This window comes from Variovorax sp. W1I1, from assembly GCF_030815625.1.
GTDB lineage: Bacteria > Pseudomonadota > Gammaproteobacteria > Burkholderiales > Burkholderiaceae_C > Variovorax > Variovorax paradoxus_C.
This window is the reverse complement of record NZ_JAUSWZ010000001.1, coordinates 87,940-109,198: the sequence shown is the minus strand read 5'-3', so window position 1 is coordinate 109,198 and position 21,259 is coordinate 87,940. Positions and strand designations below refer to the sequence as shown.

Here is a 21,259-nt window from a genome sequence, read left to right as displayed (position 1 = left end):
TGCCTTGGGGGGTGGGGCAAACATTCTAGGGAGTGGTCCGTGACGCATCCGTGCACTGCGTCACAAGGTCTGCGCTCGCGCAGGGTTTGTCCGTATTCATCTGGGAGACACTTTCGGAAACAAATAGCACGTTTGTTTGCATTTAAACGAGAGACACCCCGAAAGGCTTCCTTTATGACGAAGATGCGCACGCTTTGCGTCGCCGCCGCGCTGGCGCTGACCGCGATGGGCGCCTCGGCCCAGATCCTCATCGGCCAGACCGCCGGCATGACCGGCTCGGTCGCCGCGAGCGTGAACGAGACCATCGGCGGCGCGCAGCTGGTGATCGACGCGGCCAACGCCCAGGGCGGCATCCACGGCGAGAAGATCGAGGTGGTCCGCATGGACGACGGTTTCGACGTGAAGCGCGCCAGCGACAACGCCCGCGCGCTCATTGAGGACAAGAAGGTGGTGGCGCTCTTCATGAGCCGCGGCACGCCGCATTCGCAGGCGATCATTCCGTGGCTCGACAAGAACGAGGTCGCGCTCATCGGCCCCTCCACCGGCGCGATGGTGCTGCACAAGCCGCTGCAAAAGCATGTGTTCAACGTGCGCGCCACCTACCAGCGCGAGGCCGAGAAGGCGGTGCAGCACCTGCTGACCATCGGCCTCACGCGCATCGCCGTGGTGTACGTGACCGATTCGTTCGGCAAGGACGCGCTCGAAGGTGCGATGACCGGCTTCACCAAGGGCAAGGCCACACCGACGGTGACCATTCCCGCCGACCGTGACAAGCCCGACTACGCCGCCATCGTGCCGACCATCAAGGACGCCAACGCGCAGGCCGTGCTGTGGATCGGCTCTGGCGTCGCGGTGGTCGACGGCATCAAGGCGCTGCGTGCCTCGGGCTCGGCGGCGCAGGTGGTCACGCTGTCGAACAACGCCTCGTCGGGCTTCATCAAGCAGCTGGGCGATGCGAGCCGGGGCGTGATCGTGACCCAGGTGTTTCCGAACGAGCGCTCGCTCGGCCAGCCGATGGTGAAGGAGGCGCTCACGCTGGCCAAGGCCAAGGGGCAGGCGGAGCTTTCGCCCGCCGCGCTCGAAGGCTTTGCCTCGGCCAAGGTGCTGGTCGAGGCGCTGCGCCGTGCGGGTCCGAAGCCCACGCGCGCCAAGGTGCTGGCCGCGCTGGAAAGCATCCGCAGCTACGACCTCGGCGGCGGACTGGAGGTGAGCTACACGCCGCAGGACCACAGCGGCATCGACTTCGCGGACCTGGCGATCATCAGCGACGGGCGGTTCAAGCGCTGACGCTCTAGCTCCCCCTGTTTTCTACCTATTACGGCCCGCCGGCTCCCCGGCGGGCCGTTGCTTTTGGGGCTCTGCAAACAATGGTTTGACAGGGTTTCCACGAGCAAGCAAATGTCACCTACAGCAACACATTACACATCTTCTGACAGGGGCCGGTGCCTCGTGGAAAGGCTTTGTTCGATGAAGACGATGTTCGCCTCCTGCGCCGCTGCGCTCCTCCTGGCAGCGGTGGTTCCCGGGGCGTCGGCCCAGATCCTGATCGGCCAGTCGGCCGACCTTTCGGGCCCGGTGTCGGCCAGCGTGAAGGAGACGATCCTCGGTTCGCAACTGGTGATCGACCAGGTCAACGCCCAGGGCGGCATCAACGGCGAGCAGGTCGAGGTGATCCGGCTGGACGACGGCCTCGATGCCAAGCGCTCGCTGGAAAACACCCGCATCCTGATCGAGGACAAGAAGGTCGTCGCCCTGCTCCTGAATCGCGGGACGCCCAACACGATCGCCGTGATCCCGCTGCTCGACAAATACGGCGTGGCGCTGGTCGGCCCCTCGACGGGCGCGATGGTGCTGCACAAGCCGCTGCAGAAGAACATCTTCAATGTGCGCTCGACCTACCAGCGCGAGGCCGAGAAGGCGGTGCAGCACCTGCAGACCACCGGCATCCAGCGCATTGCCGTGGTCCAGGCCGACGACTCCTTCGGCAAGGACGCGATGGAAGGTGCGAACAAAGGTTTCGAAAAGGCGAACCTGAAGCCGGCGGTGGTGGCGCTGGCCGACCGCAGCAAGCCCGACTACGCGGCGATCGTGCCGCAGATCACCAAGGCCAATGCGCAGGCCGTGCTGTGGATCGGCTCGGGCACCGCGGTGACCGAAGGCGTGAAGGCGCTGCGGGCCGCGGGCTCGGCGGCGCAGATCATCACGCTGTCGAACAACGCGGCCTCGGGCTTCATCAAGGAACTGGGCTCGGCGAGCGCGGGCGTGATCATCACGCAGGTGCTGCCCTACGAGCGCTCGTTCGGCCATCCGATGATCAAGGAGGCGATGGCGCTCGCGAAAGCCAAGGGGCAGAACGAGTTGTCGCCAGCGCTGCTCGAAGGCTTCGTCGCCACCAAGGTGCTGGTGGAGGCGCTGCGCCGCACCGGACCCAAGCCCACGCGCGCGAAGCTCATCGCCACGCTCAACAGCTTCCAGTACGACGCGGGCGGCGGCGTCGAGGTGACGTACTCGCCGACGGACCACTCGGGCATCGACTATGTCGACCTGTCGATCGTGAGCGAAGGCCGCTTCAAGCGCTGATCGCCGCCCCGCCGCGCGGCTTGCTTCTTACTTGGGCGCGGCGGCAGGTGCGGGCTCATGCGTGGTGGTGTCGCCACCATGCTTTTCGCCCGACATGTCGACCTTGTCGCCGGCCTTCGAAATCACGTACAGGGCAATGGCGGCAAAGATGACGAAGCCGACGACGATTTTCCACATGGGTGCTGTCTCCTGAAAAGGATGGGGATGGTGAGAAGGATTCAAGGGCTCAAGGAGCTCAAGGAGCTCAAGGGGCTCAAGGGGCTCAAGAAAAGGGCCTCATGCCGTTGGATGGCATGAAGCCCTTTTGTTGAACGGAGGGCCGCTTCCGCAGCCCTCCTTTTCGCATTTGCGATGTGCGCGATCAGTCGTTCGCGTAGATGTCCACGTCCTTCGTCTCGCGGATGAACAGCGTGCCGATCACCAGCGTGATGCCCGCGATGATGATCGGGTACCAGAGGCCGTTGTACATGTTGCCGGTCGACGCCACGATGGCGAAGGCGGTGGTCGGCAGCAGGCCGCCGAACCAGCCGTTGCCGATGTGGTACGGCAGGCTCATCGAGGTGTAGCGGATGCGCGTGGGGAACATCTCGACCAGCATCGCGGCGATCGGGCCGTAGACCATCGTCACCAGCAGCACCAGCCAGAACAAGAGCACGATCGTCAGCACCTTGTTGATCTTGGCGGGGTCGGCCTTGGCCGGGTAGCCCGCGATCTTCAGGTCTTCGGCCACGCCCTTCTTGAAGGCGGCGATGGACTTGACGGTGTTCTCGTCGAACTTGGAGTTCACGACCACGCCGGTGGGTGCCTCGACGGTCTTGTCGCCGATCTTCACGATCGCCGCGGAGCCCGGCGCGCCGGCCACGTTCTCGTAGCTCACCGAGTTCTGCACGAGGTAGCGCTTGGCGATGTCGCACGAGCTCTTGAAGTCGATCTCGCGGGCCACCGGGTTGCCCTGGAACGAGCAGGTCGCCGGGTCGGCCGTCACCGTGACGCCGGCCGTGGCCTGTGCGCGGGCAAGGTCGGGGTTGGCGGCTTCGGTCAGCATCTTGAAGACCGGGAAGTACGTGACCACGGCCAGCAGGCAGCCGGCCATGATGATGGGCTTGCGGCCGATCTTGTCCGACAGCGTGCCGAAGATCACGAAGAAGGGCGTGCCCAGCAGCAGTGCGGCGGCAATCATCAGGTTGGCCGTGGTCGCATCGACCTTCAGCTGTGCCGTGAGGAAGAAGAGCGCATAGAACTGGCCCGAATACCAGACCACCGCCTGCCCAGCCGTGAGGCCGACCAGCGCCAGGATCACGATCTTGAGGTTCTTCCATTGGCCGAAGGATTCAGCCAGCGGCGCCTTCGAGGTCTTGCCCTCGGCCTTCATCTTCTGGAAGGCGGGCGACTCCGACAGCGTCAGGCGAATCCACACCGAGATGCCCAGCAGCAGGATCGACACCAGGAACGGAATGCGCCAGCCCCAGTCGTTGAATGCGGCTTCGCCCATGAACTCGCGCACGCCCAGGATCACCAGCAAGCTCAGGAACAGGCCGAGCGTTGCCGTGGTCTGGATCCACGAGGTGTACGCACCGCGCTTGCCGTGCGGCGAGTGCTCGGCCACGTAGGTGGCGGCACCGCCGTACTCGCCGCCGAGCGCGAGGCCCTGCAGCATGCGCAGCGCGATCAGGATCACCGGCGCCGCGACGCCGATGGTCGCGTAGCTGGGCAACAGGCCGACGATGAACGTCGACAGGCCCATGATCAAAATCGTCACCAGGAAGGTGTACTTGCGCCCGATCATGTCGCCCAGGCGGCCGAACACGATGGCGCCGAACGGACGCACCAGGAAACCGGCAGCAAACGCCAGCAGCGCGAAGATGAAGGCGGCGCCCGCATCCAGCCCGCTGAAGAACTGCTTGGCGATGATCGCCGCGAGCGAACCGTAGAGATAGAAGTCGTACCACTCGAACACGGTGCCGAGCGAGGAGGCGAAGATGACTTTCTTCTCCTCCGAGGACATGGGCCGGGGGGCCGGATGCGGCACTCCCCGTGAATCTAGTGTGGCGGCCATTGCGTCGTCTCCTGTGTGTTTGCGTTCATGCGGCACCCGGTATCCGGGGCCGTGAGGCATTCTTGGAGGCGTGACTGACCCGAGACTTGCGCGAAACTGAACCGATGCTTACGGATTAAGGTGAAACCCGCGGGGCGCGTTTCAGCCTGTAAGAAATCGCAACCCTGCTCGGGTTTGTCCTCAGACGCCTTTTCAGGCCTTGCTGCCGCGCAGCAAAGAGGGGCGCTGGTCGGCCGAGGTCCACGCGGGTCCCTCGAACCACGCATCGCCGGCGAGGTACGAACGCAGCATCGCGATGCCGTCGAAGCCCCAGAAGAGGCGCCCGTCGACCACGTAGGCGGGCGTGCCGAACACGCCGAGCGCGAGCGCTTCGTCGGTGTTGCGCTTCAGGAGCGCCTTGCTCTCGTCGCTGCCCGCTTCGCGCTGGGGTTGCAGTTGCGCGGTGAGCGCCGCGAGCCGCGCGGCATCGCCGGCTTCCTCACCGCCGCGCCAGACGTTGCGAAAGATCGTCTCGGCCACCAGGCGGCTGATGCTGCCGTCATCGCTCGTCGAGACCGCGAGCCGAAGGTGCGCGAGCGGGTTGTAGGGGTGCGAGGCCGGCATCTCGATCTGGATGCCGTTCGCATGGCCAAGCCACAGCACATGGCGGTAGGTCCAGCTGCGTTTCGATGGAATCTCGGCCGGCCCGAGCTGACCGTGCTGCTTGAGCAGCGCGCCGAGCAGCACCGGCTTGTAGGCCACGCTGTAGCTCAGCCCTTCGAGCGCCTCCGGCAGGTGCTCGAACGCGAGGTGCGCGTAGGGCGAGATGAAGTCGAGATAGAAGTCGATGTGCTTCATGCGTCGGTGTCTCCAGAGATTTCCGGGATTTCTGGAACGCGCCAGATGCCGGCCCGGGCCCGCAACTCTATCGCGCGCCACACGCCGCGGCGCGCGTCGTCTTCCATCTTGCTCCAGCCCGCGATCTCGGGAATGGTGCGCAGGCACCCCTCGCAGAAGCCGCTCAGGCGGTCCATGCGGCAGACCGAGGTGCAGGGCGAGGGAACGTCTTCGGGCAGGTCGCGCACGGCGACAGCGCGTGCGGCCAGGGTTTCGGCTTCCGCGAAGTTCAAACCACGTCCGCCACCGGCGCGCCGGTGAGGGTTTCGAGGTCCTGCGGCCGGAGCTGGAACACCGCGTGCGGATGGCCCGCCGCGGCCCAGATTTCTTCGAAGCGGAAGAGCTCGCGATCGATCAGCACCACCGGCTTGGTCGCATGCCCCACCGGCGACACGCCGCCGATGGTGAAGCCGGTGCGCGCCTTCACGAACTCGGCATCGGCGCGGCCGGTCTTGCCGATGAGCGCATCGACCTTCTTCTCGTCCACGCGCTTGTCGCCCGAGGTGATGACCAGCACCGGCACGTCGTCGCTCTTGCGGCGAAAGATGATGCTCTTGGCGATCTGCCCGACCGAGATGCCGAGCGCATCGGCCGCCTGCTGCGCGGTGCGGCAGGCGTCGTCGAGCATGCGGGGGGAATGGGGATGGCCGGCGTCCTGCAGCACGCGGGACACGCGCTGGACGCCTTCGGGGAGGGAGTGGAGTTCAGAGCCGCACATGGATTCGAATCTACAGGATCGGTTTTCAAGCGCTGCGCTTGAACATGAAGAGGAATGCGCCCATCGCCATCAGCACGCCGCCGAAGACGCGGTTCTGCGCGCGGCGCGCACGCACCGAACGCAGCACGCCCTGCAGCCGCGCCGCCAGCCAGGCGTAGCCGTGCATCACGGTCACATCGACCATCACCGTCGTGGCCAGCAGCACCAGCAACTGCAGCCACAGCGGCCGCGTCGGCTCGATGAACTGCGGCAGCACGGCCGCCATGAAGACGATGCCCTTGGGATTCGTCACGTTGGTGAGAAAGCCGCGCAGCACGCGTTGCCGGGTCGTGAGGTCAGGCTCGCCGGCGGAGTCCGACGCATCGCCGTTCACGGCCGCGACCGGCGCGCGCCACTGGCGCCAACCCAGCCACAGCAGGTAGCACGCGCCGACCACCTTGATCACCGTGAACGCGGTGGCCGAGGCGGTGAGCACCGCGCCCACGCCGAGCCCCGCCACCAGCAGGATCACGGCCAGCCCGAGCTGCAAGCCGACGATGGTCGCCGTGGTGCGACGCACGCCATAGCTCAGGCCATGGCTCATGCTGAGCACCGCGCCCGAACCGGGCGACACCGCGATGACGCAACTGGCCACCAGAAATGCAAGCCAGACATGCAGATCCACGAAAACTCCTGTGCTTGTTGTTGTGTTCTCAGCCGGCCCGCTTGGTGCGGATGGCCTTCGATGCGCGCGAGTTCGGCTCGCGCCCCAGCGCCTCGCTGATGTAGACGCCCGCGTCGATCAGCTTGTCGAGATCGATGCCGGTCTCGATGCCCATGCCGTGCAGCATGTAGACCACGTCCTCGGTCGCGACATTGCCCGTCGCGCCCTTGGCATACGGGCAGCCGCCCAGGCCCGCCGAGGACGACTGGAAGTTCCACACGCCCAGCTCGAGCGCCGCCAGCGTGTTGACCAGCGCCTGCCCATAGGTGTCGTGGAAGTGCCCGGAAATGGCATCCACATCGAAGTGCGCCAGCGTGGCCTCCATCGCCGCCTGCACCTTGCGCGGTGTGCCCACGCCGATGGTGTCGGCCACATCCACGCGCTGCACGCCGATGCCCTTCATCAACTGCGCGAGGTAGCCGACCTTGGCCGGGGCGATCTCGCCTTCATAGGGGCACCCGACCGTGCACGACATCGCGCCGCGCACACGAATGCCCTTCTCGAGCGCCGCTGCCACGACAGGTGCGAAGCGCTCGATGCTCTCGGCGATCGAGCAGTTGATGTTCTTCTGGCTGAAGGCTTCGCTCGCGGCGCCGAACACCACGATCTCGTCGGGCCACTCCTCGCGCGGCGCGGCGATGGCGGCCTCGAAGCCCTTCATGTTGGGCGTGAGCACCGAGTAGAGAACGCCCGGCTTGCGCACGATGCCGTGCATCACCTCGGCGTTGTCGGCCATCTGCGGCACCCACTTGGGCGAGACAAAACTGGTGACCTCGATTTCCTGGAGCCCCGCATCCTGCAGGCGATGCACGAGGCCGATCTTGATCTCGGCCGAGACGGGCTGCTTTTCGTTCTGCAGGCCGTCGCGCGGGCCGACGTCGACGAGCTGGACGCGGGTGGGGAGTTTCATGGGATGTCTCTTGTGTCGCGGGAGGATGAAAAAGCCGTCTTCGATTGTCGGACACCTGGGAAGGCCCTGCCTGGTACAGACCGCGCGGAAGGTAGCAATGCGCGCCAGAGCGGTTGCAAATGGTGCCAGCCCCGCGTTCATCGCTCGGGTTTGAGGTCCGATCGCTCCAGCATGCTCGTGCGAAACGCCACCTTGCGCACGATCGCGGCGAAGGCGCGCGTGGGCGCCGACTCGCGCGCCTTCTGCGACCACAGCATGCCGGGCGTGCGCACCGGCGTCGGGCTCTCCAGCCGCACCGTGGCAAGGCCCGAGTTCGGCTGCACCGCATTGGCCGAGACGATGGCCGCGAGCTGCGTCTTCGCGACGAGCCCCATGATCGGCGCCAGCGTGTTGATCTCGGCCACGACCTGCGGCTCGGCCCCGCAGGAGCGGAAGCACTCGTCGAGCATCTGCCGCGTCGCGAAGCTCGCGGGCAGCAGCACCATCGGCATTCTGTGCAGCTCCACCATGCGCACGCGCTTGCGGCGCGCGAGCGGATGGTTTTCGGCCACCACCAGCACCATCTCCTCGTTGTAGAGCGGCTCGAACTGCAGCGTGCCGGGCACGCCCGGCCGGTAGGCGATGCCCAGGTCGAGCGTGCCTGCCTGCAGCCGCTCGGCGATCAGGTCGGCCGCGAGCTCGTCCACCATCACGCGCACCCGCGGATAGCGCTGCTGGAAGCCCGCGATGCAGTCCGGAATGAAGCCGAGGTTGAAGGTGTGGGTCGAGCCGATGCGCAGCTCGCCGGCCGCGGCCTCCGGGTCTTCGCGCAGCGCGCCGAGGCCGCGATCGATTTCCTGAAGCGCGCGGGTCGCGTGATGCAGAAAGGCCTCGCCGGCCTCGGTCAACGCCACGCGCTTGCCGATGCGGTCGAAGAGCAGCGTGCCCAGTTCCTCTTCCAGTTGCTTGATCTGGTGCGACAGCGTCGACTGCGTCACATGCAGCCGCTCGGCCGCGCGGGTGAAGTTGAGCGAGCCGGCCAGCGCGCTGAAGTAGCGCAGGTGACGCAATTCCATGGAGATCCTCGGTGCCTCGAACGATCGATGGCATCGATGGTATCCATGCAAATCCATCATTGTTAAAAATCGTCGCGCCTGCATAGAGTTCGCCCCAGCCACGAACACACAGGAGACAACGCGGTGCACAAAGTCCTCAGCGGCATCAAGGTGCTGGAGCAAGGCACATTCATCACCGGGCCGGCGGCGGGCATGTTCCTCGCCGACCTGGGCGCCGAGGTGGTGAAGCTCGAGCAGCCGGGCAGCGGCGATCCGTTCCGCTCCTTCCGCGGGGGCCTCTACAGCCCGCACTTCCAGACCTACAACCGCAACAAGCGCAGCATCACGCTCAACCCCAAGCTGCCGGAAGACGCGGCGGTGTTCGACGAGCTGGTGAAGGAATCGGACGTCTACATCCAGAACTTCCGACCCGGCGCGGCCGAGCGGCTGGGTGCGGGCGAGGCGAGGCTGCGCGCGCTCAACCCGCGGCTGGTGTACTGCGCCATCAGCGGCTTCGGCCAGACCGGCCCGGCCGCCAACCGCCCCGCCTACGACACGGTGGCCCAGGCGGCCAGCGCTTTCCTCAAGCTGCTGGTGAACCCGGCCAATCCGCGCGTGGTGGGCCCCGCCGTGGCCGATGCGATGACCGGCTTCTACGCGGCCTATGGCGTGATGGGCGCGCTGGTGGAACGCGGGCGCACCGGCCAGGGCCGCAAGGTCGAGGTGTCGATGCTCGAGGCCATGTGCCACTTCAACCTCGATGCTTTCACGCACTACTTTTCCGAGAACGAGATCATGGGTCCGTTCAGCCGGCCGAGCGTCTCGCAGTCGTACGTGCTCGAGTGCGCCGACGGCCTGTGGATCGCGCTGCACATGTCGTCGCCCGAGAAGTTCTGGCAGGGCCTGGCCAACGCGATCGAGCGGCCCGACCTCTTTCAGGATGTGCGCTTCGCGACGCGCGAGGGCCGCATCGCCCACCAGAACGACATGATCGCCCTGCTCGACGGCCTGTTCCGCGCACGCACTCGCGCCGATTGGTGCGCGCGGCTGGAGTCCGAAGACGTGCCCCACGCCCCGATGTACGACACCCGCGAAGCGATGGAAGACCCTCAGGCCCGCCACCTGCAACTCGAGGTGAGCGCGCCGCACCCCGAAGGCGGCGAGTGGCGGACCATCCGCTCGCCCGTGAGCTTCGACGGCGAAAGGCCGCTCGAAGTCACCGCGCCGCCGCTCTTGGGCGCGGACAACGACGCCATCGTCGGGCCGATACGGCGGCGCCTGCAAGCCACCGCCTGACGCATCCCATCGCCACAAGAAAAAGGAGACGAACCCCATGACCCCTTCGAACGAGAACGAGCTCACCCAGGCCGCGCTGCAGCGCCTGGAGGGCGCCGCCGATCCGCGCTTCGCGGAAGTGATGCGCTCGCTGGTCACCCACCTGCACGCCTTCATCCGCGAGGTTGACCTGCAGCCCCACGAATGGATGGCCGGCATCGAGTTCCTCACCGCCGTGGGCCAGGCCTGCGACGACAAGCGCCAGGAGTTCATCCTGCTGTCGGACACGCTCGGCGCTTCGATGATGGTGGTGATGCTCGACCAGCTGCGCGCCGCCGCCCGCACAGGCCAATCAAGCCAGGCCGGCAAGACGCTGCACGCGACCGAGACCACCGAGGCCACTGTGCAGGGCCCCTACTACTGGGACGGCGCGCCCGCCCTGCCTCTCGGCGCCGACATCGCGCCCGGCGTGCGCGGCGAGCCCGCCTTCTACAGCGGCCGCGTCACCGACACCCGCGGCCAGCCGCTCGCCAACGCGCTGCTCGACATCTGGTCGGGCGACGGCGAGGGTGTGTACGACATGCAGGTCGAAGGCGCGGGCATGGCGGCGCGCGCACGCATCCGCACCGACGCCGAGGGCCGCTACTGGTTCTGGTCGATCAAGCCCTCGTACTACCCGGTGCCGGTCGACGGCCCCGTGGGCCGCATGCTCGCCGGCATGGGCCGCCACCCCAACCGGCCCGGCCACATCCACATGAAGGTGGTGGCCGAGGGGCACGTGCCGGTGACCACGCACCTCTTCGTGGCAGGCAGCCCCTACATCGATTCGGATGCGGTGTTCGGCGTGCGGCCCAGCCTCGTCGTCGATTTCGAATCCCACCCGCCCGGCAAGGCGCCCGACGGCCGCGCGATCGAGCGGCCGTACTGGTCCGCGCACTACGACTTCCATCTCCAACCCGAGGCCGCCTGAGCCCCGATCTACCTCGATCCACTGCGTACGCTCTCATGAAAATCGGCAAATCCACCGTCCCGCGCACCGCCATCTGCACCTCGGACGAACACACCATCGTCGTTCGCGGGCAGGACCTGTGCCGCGACCTCATCGGCAAGCTCTCGTTCGCGGATTACTTCTTCCTGTTGCTCACCGGCAAGCAACCCGATGCGGCCTGCAGCACGGTGCTCAACGCCACGCTGGTGGCCATTGCCGAGCACGGCCTCGTGCCCAGCGTGCAGGCCAGCCGCATGACCTTCGCCGCCGCGCCCGACGCGCTGCAGGGCGCAGTCGCCGCGGGCATCCTGGGCTGCGGCTCGGTGATCCTGGGCGCGTCGGAAACCGCGGGGCGCCTCTTCGCCGACGTGGCGGCGCGCGTCGATGCGGGCGAAGCGCTCGACGACGTGGCCGCCGCCACGATCCGCGCGCTGAAGGAAAGCCGCCAGGCCATCCCCGGCTACGGCCATCCGCTGCACAAGGCGAACGATCCGCGCGTGGACCGGCTCATCGAAGTGGCCGCCGAAGCCGGCGCCGACATGCGCTACGTGCGCATCGCGCAGGCGCTGGAGCGCGTGATCCCCGGCATCGTGGGCCGCGAGTTGCGCATGAACGTCTCGGCCGCCATTCCGGCCGTGCTGCTGGGCGTGGGCTTTCCGGTGGCGTCGCTGCGCGGCGTGCCGATCCTTGCGCGCACCGCGGGGCTGATCGCGCACCTGGCCGAAGAGGCCGAGACGCCGAGCGGCTTCGCCCTCTCCTACCAGGCCACGCGCGAGCTGCAGTACGACGGCCAGGTGCCAGCGGGCTTCGGGAGCGCGGCATGAAGCGCCGCCTGCTGCTCGCCAGCGCACTGCTGGCCGCGGGCGCAGCGCTCGCGCAAGGTTCGCTGCGCCCGCTGAAGATCGTGGTGCCCTTCGGCGCCGGCACCTCCACCGACATCGTCGGCCGCATCCTTGCCGATGCGCTGGGCCGGCAGCTCGGCGTGGCCGCGATCGTGGAGAACAAGCCGGGCGCGGGCGGCTCGATCGGCAGCGAGCAGGTGGCGCGCTCCAACGACGGCCAGACGCTCTTGATGGGCACGGTCGGCACGCATGCGATCAACCCCTCGCTCTACAAGCGCCTGCCGTACCAGCCGCTGCGCGACTTCGTGCCGCTGGGCTTCGCGGGCGCGACGCCCACGCTGCTGGTGGTGCCCGCGAACTCTCCGTGGAAAAGCGTGGCCGACCTGGGCGCCGCGACCGGCAACGTGAACTTCGCCTCGGCCGGCAACGGCACTTCGGGCCACCTCGCGGGCGAGCTGCTCAATGTGCGCCTGGCGAAGAACTTCATGCATGTGCCCTACCGCGACGGCGCGCAGGCCATGACCGAACTCATGGCCGGCAACGTGCAGTTCATGTTCTATCACCCGGCCGCGGTGATGCCACAGGTGCGCGCGGGCAAGCTGCGTGCGCTCGGCGCGTCGGGCGCGAAGCGCAGCGCCGCTGCGCCCGATGTGCCAACGCTGATGGAACAGGGCGTGAAGGACTTCGACCTCGTCGCGTGGTTCATGTTGTACGCGCCGAGCAGCATGCCCGCCGCGCAGCGCGACCGGCTGCGCGAGGCCACGCGCCAGGTGCTGGCCCAGCCCGAGGTGCGCGAAAAGCTCGCGCAGCAAGGCATCGAACACGCCGAGTTGAACACCGAGCAACTCGACGCCTTCGCGCGCACGGAGATCGCCAAGTGGGGCGAGGCCGTGCGTCGCTCGGGCGCGCAGATCGACTGACGGGCACGCACGGCGCGAGCCTGCAAGCGCAAAGGAGTCCAGGCCCTCGACGGATCAACAGGGCGAAGAAGAAGAGCACCGGCCGCAGAGCCGATTCAAGCAAACAAAAGCGGGCACGACCCGCGACAGGAGACATTCATGCGTTCGACATTCAAATGGCTGGCCGGCCCCTTCATCGGCCTCCTTCTCGGCCTCGCGTGCAGCTTCGCGTCCGCGCAGGGCGCGGCCTGGCCCAGCAAGCCGATCCGCATCGTGGTGGGCTTCGCGCCCGGCACGCCGCCGGACATCTTCGCGCGGCTGTACGGCGAGTACATGGCGCGCCAGCTCGGCGTGCCGGTGGTGATCGACAACAAGCCCGGCACCGCCGGCAACCTGGCCTCCGACGCGGTGGCGAAGGCACCGCCCGATGGCTACACCTTCCTCTACAACCTGTCGACGGCGTTCACGATCAACCCCTACATCTACGCCAAGCTGCCCTTCGATCCGCAGAAGGACCTGGTGCCGGTCGCGACCACGATGCGGCAGGGGCTGGTGCTGATCGCGAGTCCGAAATTCCCGGCCAAGTCGGTCAAGGAACTGATCGCCGCCGCGAAGGCGAAGCCGGGCACGATCTCGCATGCCTCCTACGGCGCGGGGAGCCCGTCGCACCTGATCGTGGAATGGTTCAAGGACGAGACCGGCACCGACATGCTGCACGTGCCCTACCGCGCGAGCCCCGTGGCCGACGTGGTGGGCGGGCAGGTCGACACGGTGATGGAGCCGATCGCCACCGGCTACCAGCTCATCAGCAGCGGCCGCGTGCAGGCCCTTGCCTATTCCGGCCCGAGCCGCCACCCCGCGATGCCCGACGTGCCCACGCTCTCCGAAGTGGTGCCCGGCCTCGTGATGACCTCGTGGCACGGCCTCTGGGCGCCGGCCGCGACGCCGGTCGCGATACAGCAGCGCTTCAACGCCGTGATGATCGAGGCCAGCAAGGACCCTGACCTGGCCAAGCGCATCCGCGACCTGAACAGCGAGCCGCTCGGACTCACGCAGGCCGAGATGGCCGCGGCGGTGCGGCGCGATGCGGACATTTACAGCCGCATCGTGAAGGCGAAGAACATCCGGGTGGATTGACGCGCCCTTGCCATGGACAGACAGAGCCGTTCGGCATAAGCCTGCTTCATGGACGGACAGAGCCGTTCGGGCTGAGCTTGTCGAAGCCTTGCGCAACGCTTCGACAAGCTCACGCGAACGGATGGATGGAGATGGAGGACGGATTGGCCTGAACCGGCACGACGACGAGAGCCTACGCCGTCTCGCGCTGCGTGAAGCTGTCGGGCAGATCGTCCGCGGCCGTCACGTCATTTGGCTCGTTCACATCGACCGCATCCACGCGCGCACCGGCCGGCCCCTGGCGCGCCCAGCGGACCAGCGCCTCGACGGCATCGACTTCTCCGGCCGCGAGCGCCTCCACGCTGCCGTCGCGCCGGTTGCGTACCCAACCGCGCACGCCGAGCCGCTCGGCGGCCTGCACCATCGACCAGCGATAGCCCACGCCCTGCACGAGGCCGCGGACGACGAGATGGCGGGTGACGATGGCGTTGGCGTTCATGAACAGTGATCAGTACGACTTGGGCAAGCCGAGGGCCTTCTCGGCGATGAAGTTCAGGATCATCTGCGGGCTCACCGGCGCGATGCGCGGAATGTAGCTCTCGCGCAGCAGACGCTCGACATGGTATTCCTTGGCATAGCCCATGCCACCCAGCGTGAGGACGGCGTTCTGGCAGGCGTCGTGCGCCGCCTCGGCCGCGAGGTACTTCGCGGCGTTGGCTTCGATGCCGCAGGGCTCGTCCGCGTCGTACAGCGCGGCGGCCTTGAGCATCATCAGGTCGGCCGCTTCCAGGTTGGCCCAGGCGCGCGCGAGCGGATGCGCCACGCCCTGGTTCTGCCCGATGGGCCGGCCGAACACGACGCGCTCCTGCGCGTACTGCGAGGCGATGCGCAGCGCGGCGCGGCCGATGCCGATGGCTTCGGCCGCGATCAATATGCGTTCCGGGTTGAGGCCGTGCAGGATGTATTCGAAGCCACGGCCTTCCTCGCCGATGCGGTCTTCTTCCGGCACTTCGAGGCCGTCGATGAAGAGCATGTTCGAGTCCACCGCCGCGCGGCCCAGCTTGTGGATCTCGCGCACCTCGACCTTGCTGCGGTCCAGCGCCGTGTAGAACAGCGTGAGGCCCTGCGTGGGCTTCTTCACCTGGTCGATGGGCGTGGTGCGCGTGAGGATCAGCATGCGGTCGGCCACCTGCGCGGTCGATATCCAGATCTTGCGTCCGTGCAGCAGGTAGCTGCCGTTCGGCTGGCGCACCGCCTGCGTCTTGAGGCTGGTGGTGTCGAGCCCCGCGTCGGGCTCGGTCACCGCGAAGCAGGCTTTCTCGGTGCCCGCGATCAGCGGCGGCAGGAAGCGCTGGCGCTGCGCCTCGGTGCCGAACACCACCACCGGGTTGAGGCCAAAGATGTTCATGTGCACCGACGACGCGCCCGACATGCCCGCGCCCGACGCGCTGATGGCGCGCATCATCAGCGCCGCCTCGGTGATGCCGAGCCCCGCGCCGCCCTGCGCCTCGGGCATCGCGATGCCGAGCCAGCCGCTTTGAGCCACGGCGCGGTGGAACGCGTGCGGGAACGCGGCGCGCTCGTCATGGTCGCGCCAGTAGTCGATGGGGAAGTCTTCGCAGAGGCGCTCGATGGCGGCGACGAGCGAGCGCTGGTCTTCGTTCAAGGAGAAATTCATTCGCTGTTGTCTTTCGTGGGTTCCGGCTGCAGCGTGACGCCGCGCGCGAGCATCCGTTCGATGTCTTCGTTGGCGTAGCCCGCTTCGCGCAGCAACTCCACGCTCTGCTCGCCGATGCGCGGCGCGGGGCGGCGGATCGACGCGGGCGTGGCGCTGTAGCGCCCGACCGGCGCGAGCGTGCGGATGCGGCCCTCGCTCGGGTGGTCGAACTCGGGAAAGAAATCGACCGCGCGCAGGTGCGGGTCGTCGAGCAGGCTCTCGGTGCTGTGCAGGCGCGCGACCGGGATGTCGGCCGCTTCCAGCACCGCCATCCATTCGTCGCTGCCGCGCGTGGCCATCACTTCGGCGACGAACGCATAGACCGCGCCGATGTTCGCCGCGCGCGCCGTGTGCGTGCCGAACATCGGCGAGGCGCGCAGTTCGGGCCGGCCGATCACGTCGAAGAAGGCCTGCCAGTGCTTGTCGTTGTAGATGAGCACGCTGAGGTGGCCGTCGGCCGTGGCGTAGGGCTTGCGATGCGGCGCGAGCAGGCGCGCATAGCCGGTGGGTCCGAGCGGCGGCTCGAAGCTGTGGCCGCCGAGGTGGTCGCCCATCACGAACTGCGAGAGCGCCTCGAACATCGGCACCTCGACCGCCTGGCCCTTGCCGGTGCGCTGCGCGCTCAGCACCGCGGCGAGCAGCGCGATGGCGGCCTGCAGGCCCACGGCACGGTCGGCGAGCGTGACGGGCGCGTAGCGCGGCGCATCGCCGCTTTGCTGCGCGAAGAGCGAGGCGACGCCGGCCGCGCCCTGGATCAGGTCGTCGTACGCGGGCTTGCCGGCGTACGGTCCTTCTTCGCCGTAGCCGAAGGCACCGAGGTAGACGATCTTCGGATTGACCGCCGCCACGGCCTCGTAGCCGAGCCCGAGCCTCGCCATCGCCTGCGGGCGCGTGTTGTAGATGAGCGCATCGCAACCCGCCGCAAGCCGCAGGCACGCCTCGCGGCCTTCGGGCTGCTTCAGGTCCAGCACGATCGAGCGCTTGTTGCGGTTCAGGTGCATTGCCATCGCGCCCATGCCGGCATGGCGCATCGGACCGACCGCGCGCAGGTTGTCGCCCGAAGGCGGCTCGACCTTGATGATGTCGGCGCCGAGATCGCCGAGCGTCTGCGTGGCGTAGGGGCCCATCACCACGGCAGTGAGGTCGAGGATGCGGATGCCGTGAAGTGGTCCCGTGGTGTTCATGTCTTTGCTCCTTCCCCTTCCGGGGGAAGGTTGGGATGGGGGCAGGCAGAGCGCCCGATGGATACGCCGCGTGCCCCCACCCCGGCCCTCCCCCGAAAGGGGAGGGAGAAAGTCAGCTCAGCGCTCATTCGGGTTGAATGCCGGCAGCCTGGATCAGCTTCTTCCACTTGGCCAGTTCGGACACGGTGAACGCACCCAGCTCCTCCGGCGTGCTGCCGAACGCATCGAAGCCCAGCTTGCTCACGCGCTCGCGAAACACCGCGCCGTTCGCCATCTCCGACAGCGCCTTGTTGAGCTTCAGCACGATGTCGCGCGGCGTGCCGGCCGGCGCGAACACGCCGTTCCACGAGGTGATGTCGAAGCCCTTGAGCTCTGGCGTGTCGGCCAACGGCGGCAGTTCTGGAAAGAGCTTGGTGCGCTCCTGCGTGGTGACCGCGATCGCGCGCATCTTGCCGGCCTTCACCGTGGTGAGCCCCGCGGCGAGGTCGACCACCATCATCGACACCTGTCCGCCGATCAGGTCGGCGATCGCCGGCGGCGTGCTCTTGTAGGGCACGTGCAGCATCGGCACGCCGCTCATGCGCGAGAGCGTGGCGCCGCTCACGATGCCGGTGCTGTTGCCGCTCGCATAGGTCAGCTTGCCCGGATGCGCGCGGCCCCAGGCCAGCAGCTCGGCCACGCTCTTGACCGGCAGGTCGTTGTTGACCACCAGCATGAACGGCAGGTTGCCCATGCGGCTGACCGGTGCGAAGTCCTTCACCGGGTCGTAGGGCAGGTGCTTCATCAGGCTCGGGTTGGCCGAGTGCGTGGTGTTGGTGGTCATGAAGAGCGTGTAGCCGTCGGGCGGCGCCTTGGCCACGAGCTCGGCCGCGATCACGCCGTTGGCGCCGGCGCGGTTGTCCACGATCACCGATCCCTTGAGCGCCTCGCCGAGCATCTGCGCGGTGATGCGCGCCACCGCGTCGGTGCCGCTGCCGGCCGCGAAGGGCACGACCAGCCGTATGGGCTGCTTCGGGTAGCCGCCGTCCTGCGCGAAGGCCCAGGGCGCGGCCCCTGCGAGGCCCGCCGCGGCACCGATGGAAATGAAACGACGGCGGCTTTCCACCGCGACTGTTTCTGTCGCGTTCTTCGTCTGCATGGTTTTTGTCTCCGGGTGGTTGTCGTTCAGGGCCGGATCACGCGCTCCGGCAGTTCCTCGTACGGCGGGCTGTAGATCACCAGCACGCGCACCGGCTCGTCGCTCACCACCGTGAAGGTGTGCATCGCGTCGGCCGGAAAAAAGCAGCTGTCGCCGGGGTGCAGCTCCTGCCGCTGGCCGCCCACCTCGGCGACCGCGCGGCCTTCGAGCATGTAGCAGACCTGCTCGATGCCCGGGTGCGCATGCGGCAGCGCGCCCTTGCCCTTCTGGATGTGGCCGACCAGGACCTCGAGCTGCTTCGCGCCCACGGTCTCGGGGCCGATCAGCCGCTTGTTCAGCGTGCCGGTGTGGTTGGCGGGGTGGTAGCCGGTGATCTCGTCCTCGCGGACGAAGTAGCGTGCAGCGGGAGCGGTAGCGGTGGCGGTAGCAGTCATCGGGGGCTTTCTGTCTTGGGTTCGATCGCGAGGCAGGCCGAGCGCAGCATCGCGGCGATCTCCTCGATGCGCGGCTCCATGCGGTAGCGCGGGCCCGCGACCGAGATCGCATAAGCCTCGCCGCCGATGCGCAGCGGCCAGGCCAAGCCGATCAGGTCGGGAATGCTTTCGCCGAGGTTGCCGTACCAGCCGCGCGCGGCGGAGCGCTGCAGTTCGTCCTCGATGGCGTCGGCGGTGGTGAGCGTGGCGTCGGTGAGCGGCAGCAGCGCCGTGCTCTCGAGCAGCTTGCGGCGCGCTTCGGGCGCGAGCGTGGAGAGCAGCGCGCGGCCCAGCGAATTGGCATACGCCGGGCGCGTTTCGCCCGATTCGGCCGTGTAGCGGATGCGCTGCGGCGCGCTCAGCACGTCGAGGTAGACGACGTGCCCCGCATCCCGGAACTTGCCGAACACCACGGTCTCGCGCGCGGCGTCGCGCAGTTCTTCGAGCGTGGCCTTCACGCGGTCGAGCACCGGATCGTGCGCGGCGATGACCTGCGCCATCGCGAGCAGCCGGCCCGTCGGGTAGTAGCCCTGGCGGCGGCCGGTCTCGTACATGTAGCCCTGCTCTTCGAGCGTGCGGATGAGGCCGAGGCAACTGGACACGGGCATGTCGAGCAGCCGCGCCATCTCGGACAGCGCCAGCGGCTGCTTCTCCCGGGCAAAGAGTTCGACGATCTCGATCACGCGAAACGCTGTTTTCACAACCATGAAGAAATTTTCTCGTATGCGAAAAACAAACGTGTCAGGGTTTCCCCTTTGTTCGCCTCCTTTCAGCCAGATCGTCGGTGGCGCATCGCGTCAGTAGCCTCGGACGGGATCGACGATGCCGTTGATCGGCCGCCCCTCTTCCATCGCGCGGATCTTCCCGGCGATCTGCGTGATGGACTCCTCGCGCAGCGTGCGCGCCGAGCCGTGCGGGGTCACGGTGATCTTGGGGTGGCGCCAGAAGGCATGGTCGGCCGGCAGCGGCTCGACCTGGAACACGTCGAGCGTCGCGCCTGCGAGCTCGCCGGCATCGAGCATCGGGATCAGGTCGTCTTCGACCAGATGCCCGCCGCGCGCGATGCTGATGAGATAGCCCTCGGGCTTCAGCTTGCCCAGCGTCTTGCGGTTGAGGATGCCGCGCGTCGCATCGGTCAGCGGCAGCAGGTTGATCAGCACGCGCGTGGACGCGAGAAACTCGTCGAACTGCGCTTCGCCGCTGAACACCTGCACGCCATCGATGGCCTTCGGCGAGCGGCTCCAGCCCAGCACCGGGAACTCGAACTGCGCGACGGCCTTGGCCACGCGCTCGCCCAGCACGCCGAGCCCCATGATCCCGACCGGAAAATCGCGCCGCAGCTTCGGCTTGCGATAGCTCCACTTGCCCTGGCGCGCATCCGCTTCGTAGATGTCGAACTCGCGGAAGTGGCGAATGAGCGTGTGGCACACGTATTCGGCCATCTGCACCGACATGCCCGCATCGTCGAGCCGCACGATGCGCGTGTGCGCCGGCACCTTGAGCTTGAGCAGCGCATCGACGCCCGCGCCGATGTTGAAGATGCCGCGCAGCTGCGGCTGCTGGTCGATGAACTCCTGCGGCGGCGCCCACACCACAGCGTGGTCGGCTTGAGGCGCGCCGGGCTTCCATGCTTCGATGACGGCATCGGGGAGTTCGGCCTTGAGGCCTTCGATCCAGGGGGCTGGGCGGTTGTCGGTGAGGTAGACGGTGATTCGCATGGGGACGAATCTTAGTGAGGGCGCTGACGCGATGCCCATGGATGGCTGTGCTCGAACGCCACCCACACCTCAGCTCACCCGGAGACACCCATGATCAAAGTCAGCGTGATGTACCCCTACACGGCCGACGCCCGCTTCGACCACGCCTACTACCGCGACAAGCACATGCCGCTGCTGAAGGCCCGCATGGGCGACGCCTGCCTCACCTACACCATCGACAAGGGACTGGGCGGCGGCGCACCTGGATCACCGCCGGCCTACATCGGCATGTGCCATGTGTTCTGCGAATCGGTCGAAGCCTTCCAGAAGGCGTTCGGGCCGCATGCGAAGGAGATCAACGGCGATATCAAGAACTACACCGACATCGCGCCGGTGATGCAGATCAGTGAAGTGGTGGTGGGCTGACAGGCGTCAGCTGACCCAGGCTTGCTCGCTGGCGAGAATGCGCCATATGCCGAAACGCCGGTGCAACAACACGAAATGGCCTGAACCCCGCAAGCCGCCGCTCCTCACCGACAGGTAAACAAGCGCCTGGGTCGCCTCCTCGTCGAGGCCCACGCGCGAAATTACGAATAAGACATGCCGCATTCGGGTACGCCTTATAGAAATTTTCCCAGGCCGCACCGAGGCTCTTTGTGTCGAACAGGCGATCGATATCTGCCACGCGGACCATCTGCATTCGGATGTTCGGACGCACGAGCCGGGAAGGTATCGACAGCGCGGCCGGCCTGGCCAGCACACGAAGAAAATCGTCGATCACTTTCTCTGTCGCTTGCGGCAGCTGTTTCCTGAGCATTTCGCGTGCTTGCTCGCCAGCACCAGACGTGAGCGCCTCGTCCACATCTGCCGTAGTTTGCTCGATGATCAGTGCCTTTTTCGGCGCCTCGTCAGGCTCGACCGTGTTCAGATAAGCAGCAATGACTTCGCCTTCAACCACTCGCATCGGCTCGCTGCCGAGTGCCGACATCGATGCGAGTACACCGGCCATCATCGCCAACACGGATCGTCGGCCTGAAGAACAAACGAACGACA

Annotated in this window: 24 protein-coding genes; 8 read left to right on the top strand and 16 right to left on the bottom strand. The window is 67.2% G+C overall.

The genetic code is table 11. The annotated features are described in order from the left end of the window. Positions 1-174 precede the first annotated feature (174 nt). Both QFZ83_RS00515 and QFZ83_RS00510 read left to right on the top strand, forming a co-directional pair. A complete protein-coding gene (locus tag QFZ83_RS00515; RefSeq protein ID WP_307501379.1) occupies positions 175-1,287 on the top strand; it encodes an ABC transporter substrate-binding protein in 1,113 nt (370 codons plus the stop codon). 180 nt (positions 1,288-1,467) lie between these two features. Beyond that, positions 1,468-2,580: an ABC transporter substrate-binding protein gene (locus QFZ83_RS00510; protein WP_307501377.1), complete on the top strand. Its 1,113-nt coding sequence runs from the start codon at positions 1,468-1,470 to the stop codon at positions 2,578-2,580. A gap of 27 nt (positions 2,581-2,607) precedes the next feature. Here QFZ83_RS00510 and QFZ83_RS00505 read toward each other — a convergent pair whose 3' ends face one another. The 8 genes from QFZ83_RS00505 to QFZ83_RS00470 all read right to left on the bottom strand — a co-directional run bounded on the left by QFZ83_RS00505 (position 2,608) and on the right by QFZ83_RS00470 (position 8,898). Next, on the bottom strand, positions 2,608-2,757 hold the full coding sequence (locus QFZ83_RS00505; RefSeq protein WP_164546835.1) for a hypothetical protein: 150 nt from the start codon (positions 2,755-2,757) through the stop codon (positions 2,608-2,610). A 184-nt stretch (positions 2,758-2,941) separates the two neighbouring features. Next, positions 2,942-4,636 (bottom strand): MFS transporter, encoded by a 1,695-nt coding sequence (locus QFZ83_RS00500; RefSeq protein ID WP_306881454.1) that lies wholly within the window; start codon positions 4,634-4,636, stop codon positions 2,942-2,944. 192 nt (positions 4,637-4,828) lie between these two features. Beyond that, a complete protein-coding gene (locus tag QFZ83_RS00495; protein WP_307501374.1) occupies positions 4,829-5,473 on the bottom strand; it encodes a 2-hydroxychromene-2-carboxylate isomerase in 645 nt (214 codons plus the stop codon). Beyond that, positions 5,470-5,745, bottom strand: coding sequence for a DUF1289 domain-containing protein (locus QFZ83_RS00490; RefSeq protein ID WP_307501372.1), 276 nt, complete (start codon positions 5,743-5,745; stop codon positions 5,470-5,472). Before QFZ83_RS00490 ends, QFZ83_RS00495 begins: the two co-directional genes overlap by 4 nt. Beyond that, positions 5,742-6,230, bottom strand: a complete 489-nt coding sequence (locus tag QFZ83_RS00485) for a YbaK/EbsC family protein (protein WP_307501371.1) — start codon at positions 6,228-6,230, stop codon at positions 5,742-5,744. Before QFZ83_RS00485 ends, QFZ83_RS00490 begins: the two co-directional genes overlap by 4 nt. Before the next feature lie 25 nt (positions 6,231-6,255). Further along, a complete protein-coding gene (rhtB, locus tag QFZ83_RS00480) occupies positions 6,256-6,894 on the bottom strand; it encodes a homoserine/homoserine lactone efflux protein (RefSeq protein WP_307501369.1) in 639 nt (212 codons plus the stop codon). A 28-nt stretch (positions 6,895-6,922) separates the two neighbouring features. Next, positions 6,923-7,843: a hydroxymethylglutaryl-CoA lyase gene (locus tag QFZ83_RS00475; protein WP_307501367.1), complete on the bottom strand. Its 921-nt coding sequence runs from the start codon at positions 7,841-7,843 to the stop codon at positions 6,923-6,925. Between the two features lie 137 nt (positions 7,844-7,980). Further along, positions 7,981-8,898, bottom strand: coding sequence for a LysR substrate-binding domain-containing protein (locus tag QFZ83_RS00470; protein WP_307501365.1), 918 nt, complete (start codon positions 8,896-8,898; stop codon positions 7,981-7,983). A gap of 123 nt (positions 8,899-9,021) precedes the next feature. On the opposite strand from QFZ83_RS00470, the gene QFZ83_RS00465 reads away from it, so the two are divergent. The 5 genes from QFZ83_RS00465 (at position 9,022) to QFZ83_RS00445 (ending at position 14,018) form a co-directional block, all read left to right on the top strand. Then, a complete protein-coding gene (locus QFZ83_RS00465) occupies positions 9,022-10,173 on the top strand; it encodes a CaiB/BaiF CoA-transferase family protein (RefSeq protein ID WP_307501363.1) in 1,152 nt (383 codons plus the stop codon). Positions 10,174-10,210: 37 nt separating this feature from the next. Continuing rightward, the gene (locus tag QFZ83_RS00460) at positions 10,211-11,122 is read left to right on the top strand and encodes a dioxygenase (RefSeq protein WP_307501361.1); all 912 of its coding nucleotides are present in this window, start codon (positions 10,211-10,213) and stop codon (positions 11,120-11,122) included. 35 nt (positions 11,123-11,157) lie between these two features. Then, on the top strand, positions 11,158-11,964 hold the full coding sequence (locus tag QFZ83_RS00455; RefSeq protein ID WP_013543701.1) for a citryl-CoA lyase: 807 nt from the start codon (positions 11,158-11,160) through the stop codon (positions 11,962-11,964). Next, on the top strand, positions 11,961-12,902 hold the full coding sequence (locus tag QFZ83_RS00450) for a tripartite tricarboxylate transporter substrate binding protein (RefSeq protein ID WP_307501357.1): 942 nt from the start codon (positions 11,961-11,963) through the stop codon (positions 12,900-12,902). The genes QFZ83_RS00455 and QFZ83_RS00450 overlap by 4 nt, the downstream gene beginning before the upstream one ends. A gap of 138 nt (positions 12,903-13,040) precedes the next feature. Beyond that, on the top strand, positions 13,041-14,018 hold the full coding sequence (locus QFZ83_RS00445; protein ID WP_013543703.1) for a tripartite tricarboxylate transporter substrate binding protein: 978 nt from the start codon (positions 13,041-13,043) through the stop codon (positions 14,016-14,018). 172 nt (positions 14,019-14,190) lie between these two features. Here QFZ83_RS00445 and QFZ83_RS00440 read toward each other — a convergent pair whose 3' ends face one another. The 7 genes from QFZ83_RS00440 to QFZ83_RS00410 form a co-directional block, all read right to left on the bottom strand. Next, entirely contained in the window at positions 14,191-14,496 is a 306-nt protein-coding gene (locus QFZ83_RS00440) for an acylphosphatase (RefSeq protein WP_307501353.1), read from the bottom strand. Between the two features lie 9 nt (positions 14,497-14,505). Then, the gene (locus tag QFZ83_RS00435; protein ID WP_307501350.1) at positions 14,506-15,675 is read right to left on the bottom strand and encodes an acyl-CoA dehydrogenase family protein; all 1,170 of its coding nucleotides are present in this window, start codon (positions 15,673-15,675) and stop codon (positions 14,506-14,508) included. After that, a complete protein-coding gene (locus tag QFZ83_RS00430; protein ID WP_307501348.1) occupies positions 15,672-16,898 on the bottom strand; it encodes a CaiB/BaiF CoA-transferase family protein in 1,227 nt (408 codons plus the stop codon). Before QFZ83_RS00430 ends, QFZ83_RS00435 begins: the two co-directional genes overlap by 4 nt. Before the next feature lie 124 nt (positions 16,899-17,022). Next, positions 17,023-18,036: a tripartite tricarboxylate transporter substrate binding protein gene (locus QFZ83_RS00425; RefSeq protein WP_306881439.1), complete on the bottom strand. Its 1,014-nt coding sequence runs from the start codon at positions 18,034-18,036 to the stop codon at positions 17,023-17,025. A gap of 26 nt (positions 18,037-18,062) precedes the next feature. Beyond that, complete coding sequence (locus QFZ83_RS00420; RefSeq protein ID WP_306881438.1) at positions 18,063-18,470, bottom strand: cupin domain-containing protein; 408 nt, start codon at positions 18,468-18,470, stop codon at positions 18,063-18,065. Next, entirely contained in the window at positions 18,467-19,216 is a 750-nt protein-coding gene (locus tag QFZ83_RS00415; protein WP_307501344.1) for an IclR family transcriptional regulator, read from the bottom strand. Before QFZ83_RS00415 ends, QFZ83_RS00420 begins: the two co-directional genes overlap by 4 nt. A 90-nt stretch (positions 19,217-19,306) precedes the next feature. Continuing rightward, complete coding sequence (locus tag QFZ83_RS00410) at positions 19,307-20,227, bottom strand: glyoxylate/hydroxypyruvate reductase A (RefSeq protein ID WP_307501342.1); 921 nt, start codon at positions 20,225-20,227, stop codon at positions 19,307-19,309. Between the two features lie 90 nt (positions 20,228-20,317). Here QFZ83_RS00410 and QFZ83_RS00405 point away from each other — a divergent pair, with 90 nt between their 5' ends. Next, complete coding sequence (locus QFZ83_RS00405) at positions 20,318-20,632, top strand: EthD family reductase (RefSeq protein WP_307501339.1); 315 nt, start codon at positions 20,318-20,320, stop codon at positions 20,630-20,632. Here QFZ83_RS00405 and QFZ83_RS00400 read toward each other — a convergent pair. After that, positions 20,610-21,227, bottom strand: coding sequence for a hypothetical protein (locus QFZ83_RS00400; RefSeq protein ID WP_307501337.1), 618 nt, complete (start codon positions 21,225-21,227; stop codon positions 20,610-20,612). The two genes, QFZ83_RS00405 and QFZ83_RS00400, sit on opposite strands and share 23 nt — an antisense overlap. Positions 21,228-21,259: the final 32 nt, after the last annotated feature.

Excerpts from the sequence above, each read along its gene's own strand:
- QFZ83_RS00515 (WP_307501379.1), top strand. The coding sequence starts at position 175 with ATGACGAAGATGCGCACGCTTTGCGTCGCCGCCGCGCTGGCGCTGACC.
- QFZ83_RS00510 (WP_307501377.1), top strand. The coding sequence starts at position 1,468 with ATGAAGACGATGTTCGCCTCCTGCGCCGCTGCGCTCCTCCTGGCAGCG.
- QFZ83_RS00505 (WP_164546835.1), bottom strand. The coding sequence starts at position 2,757 with ATGTGGAAAATCGTCGTCGGCTTCGTCATCTTTGCCGCCATTGCCCTG.
- QFZ83_RS00500 (WP_306881454.1), bottom strand. The coding sequence starts at position 4,636 with ATGGCCGCCACACTAGATTCACGGGGAGTGCCGCATCCGGCCCCCCGG.
- QFZ83_RS00495 (WP_307501374.1), bottom strand. The coding sequence starts at position 5,473 with ATGAAGCACATCGACTTCTATCTCGACTTCATCTCGCCCTACGCGCAC.
- QFZ83_RS00485 (WP_307501371.1), bottom strand. The coding sequence starts at position 6,230 with ATGTGCGGCTCTGAACTCCACTCCCTCCCCGAAGGCGTCCAGCGCGTG.
- QFZ83_RS00475 (WP_307501367.1), bottom strand. The coding sequence starts at position 7,843 with ATGAAACTCCCCACCCGCGTCCAGCTCGTCGACGTCGGCCCGCGCGAC.
- QFZ83_RS00470 (WP_307501365.1), bottom strand. The coding sequence starts at position 8,898 with ATGGAATTGCGTCACCTGCGCTACTTCAGCGCGCTGGCCGGCTCGCTC.
- QFZ83_RS00460 (WP_307501361.1), top strand. The coding sequence starts at position 10,211 with ATGACCCCTTCGAACGAGAACGAGCTCACCCAGGCCGCGCTGCAGCGC.
- QFZ83_RS00455 (WP_013543701.1), top strand. The coding sequence starts at position 11,158 with ATGAAAATCGGCAAATCCACCGTCCCGCGCACCGCCATCTGCACCTCG.
- QFZ83_RS00450 (WP_307501357.1), top strand. The coding sequence starts at position 11,961 with ATGAAGCGCCGCCTGCTGCTCGCCAGCGCACTGCTGGCCGCGGGCGCA.
- QFZ83_RS00445 (WP_013543703.1), top strand. The coding sequence starts at position 13,041 with ATGCGTTCGACATTCAAATGGCTGGCCGGCCCCTTCATCGGCCTCCTT.
- QFZ83_RS00440 (WP_307501353.1), bottom strand. The coding sequence starts at position 14,496 with ATGAACGCCAACGCCATCGTCACCCGCCATCTCGTCGTCCGCGGCCTC.
- QFZ83_RS00435 (WP_307501350.1), bottom strand. The coding sequence starts at position 15,675 with ATGAATTTCTCCTTGAACGAAGACCAGCGCTCGCTCGTCGCCGCCATC.
- QFZ83_RS00430 (WP_307501348.1), bottom strand. The coding sequence starts at position 16,898 with ATGAACACCACGGGACCACTTCACGGCATCCGCATCCTCGACCTCACT.
- QFZ83_RS00425 (WP_306881439.1), bottom strand. The coding sequence starts at position 18,036 with ATGCAGACGAAGAACGCGACAGAAACAGTCGCGGTGGAAAGCCGCCGT.
- QFZ83_RS00420 (WP_306881438.1), bottom strand. The coding sequence starts at position 18,470 with ATGACTGCTACCGCCACCGCTACCGCTCCCGCTGCACGCTACTTCGTC.
- QFZ83_RS00415 (WP_307501344.1), bottom strand. The coding sequence starts at position 19,216 with ATGGTTGTGAAAACAGCGTTTCGCGTGATCGAGATCGTCGAACTCTTT.
- QFZ83_RS00410 (WP_307501342.1), bottom strand. The coding sequence starts at position 20,227 with ATGCGAATCACCGTCTACCTCACCGACAACCGCCCAGCCCCCTGGATC.
- QFZ83_RS00405 (WP_307501339.1), top strand. The coding sequence starts at position 20,318 with ATGATCAAAGTCAGCGTGATGTACCCCTACACGGCCGACGCCCGCTTC.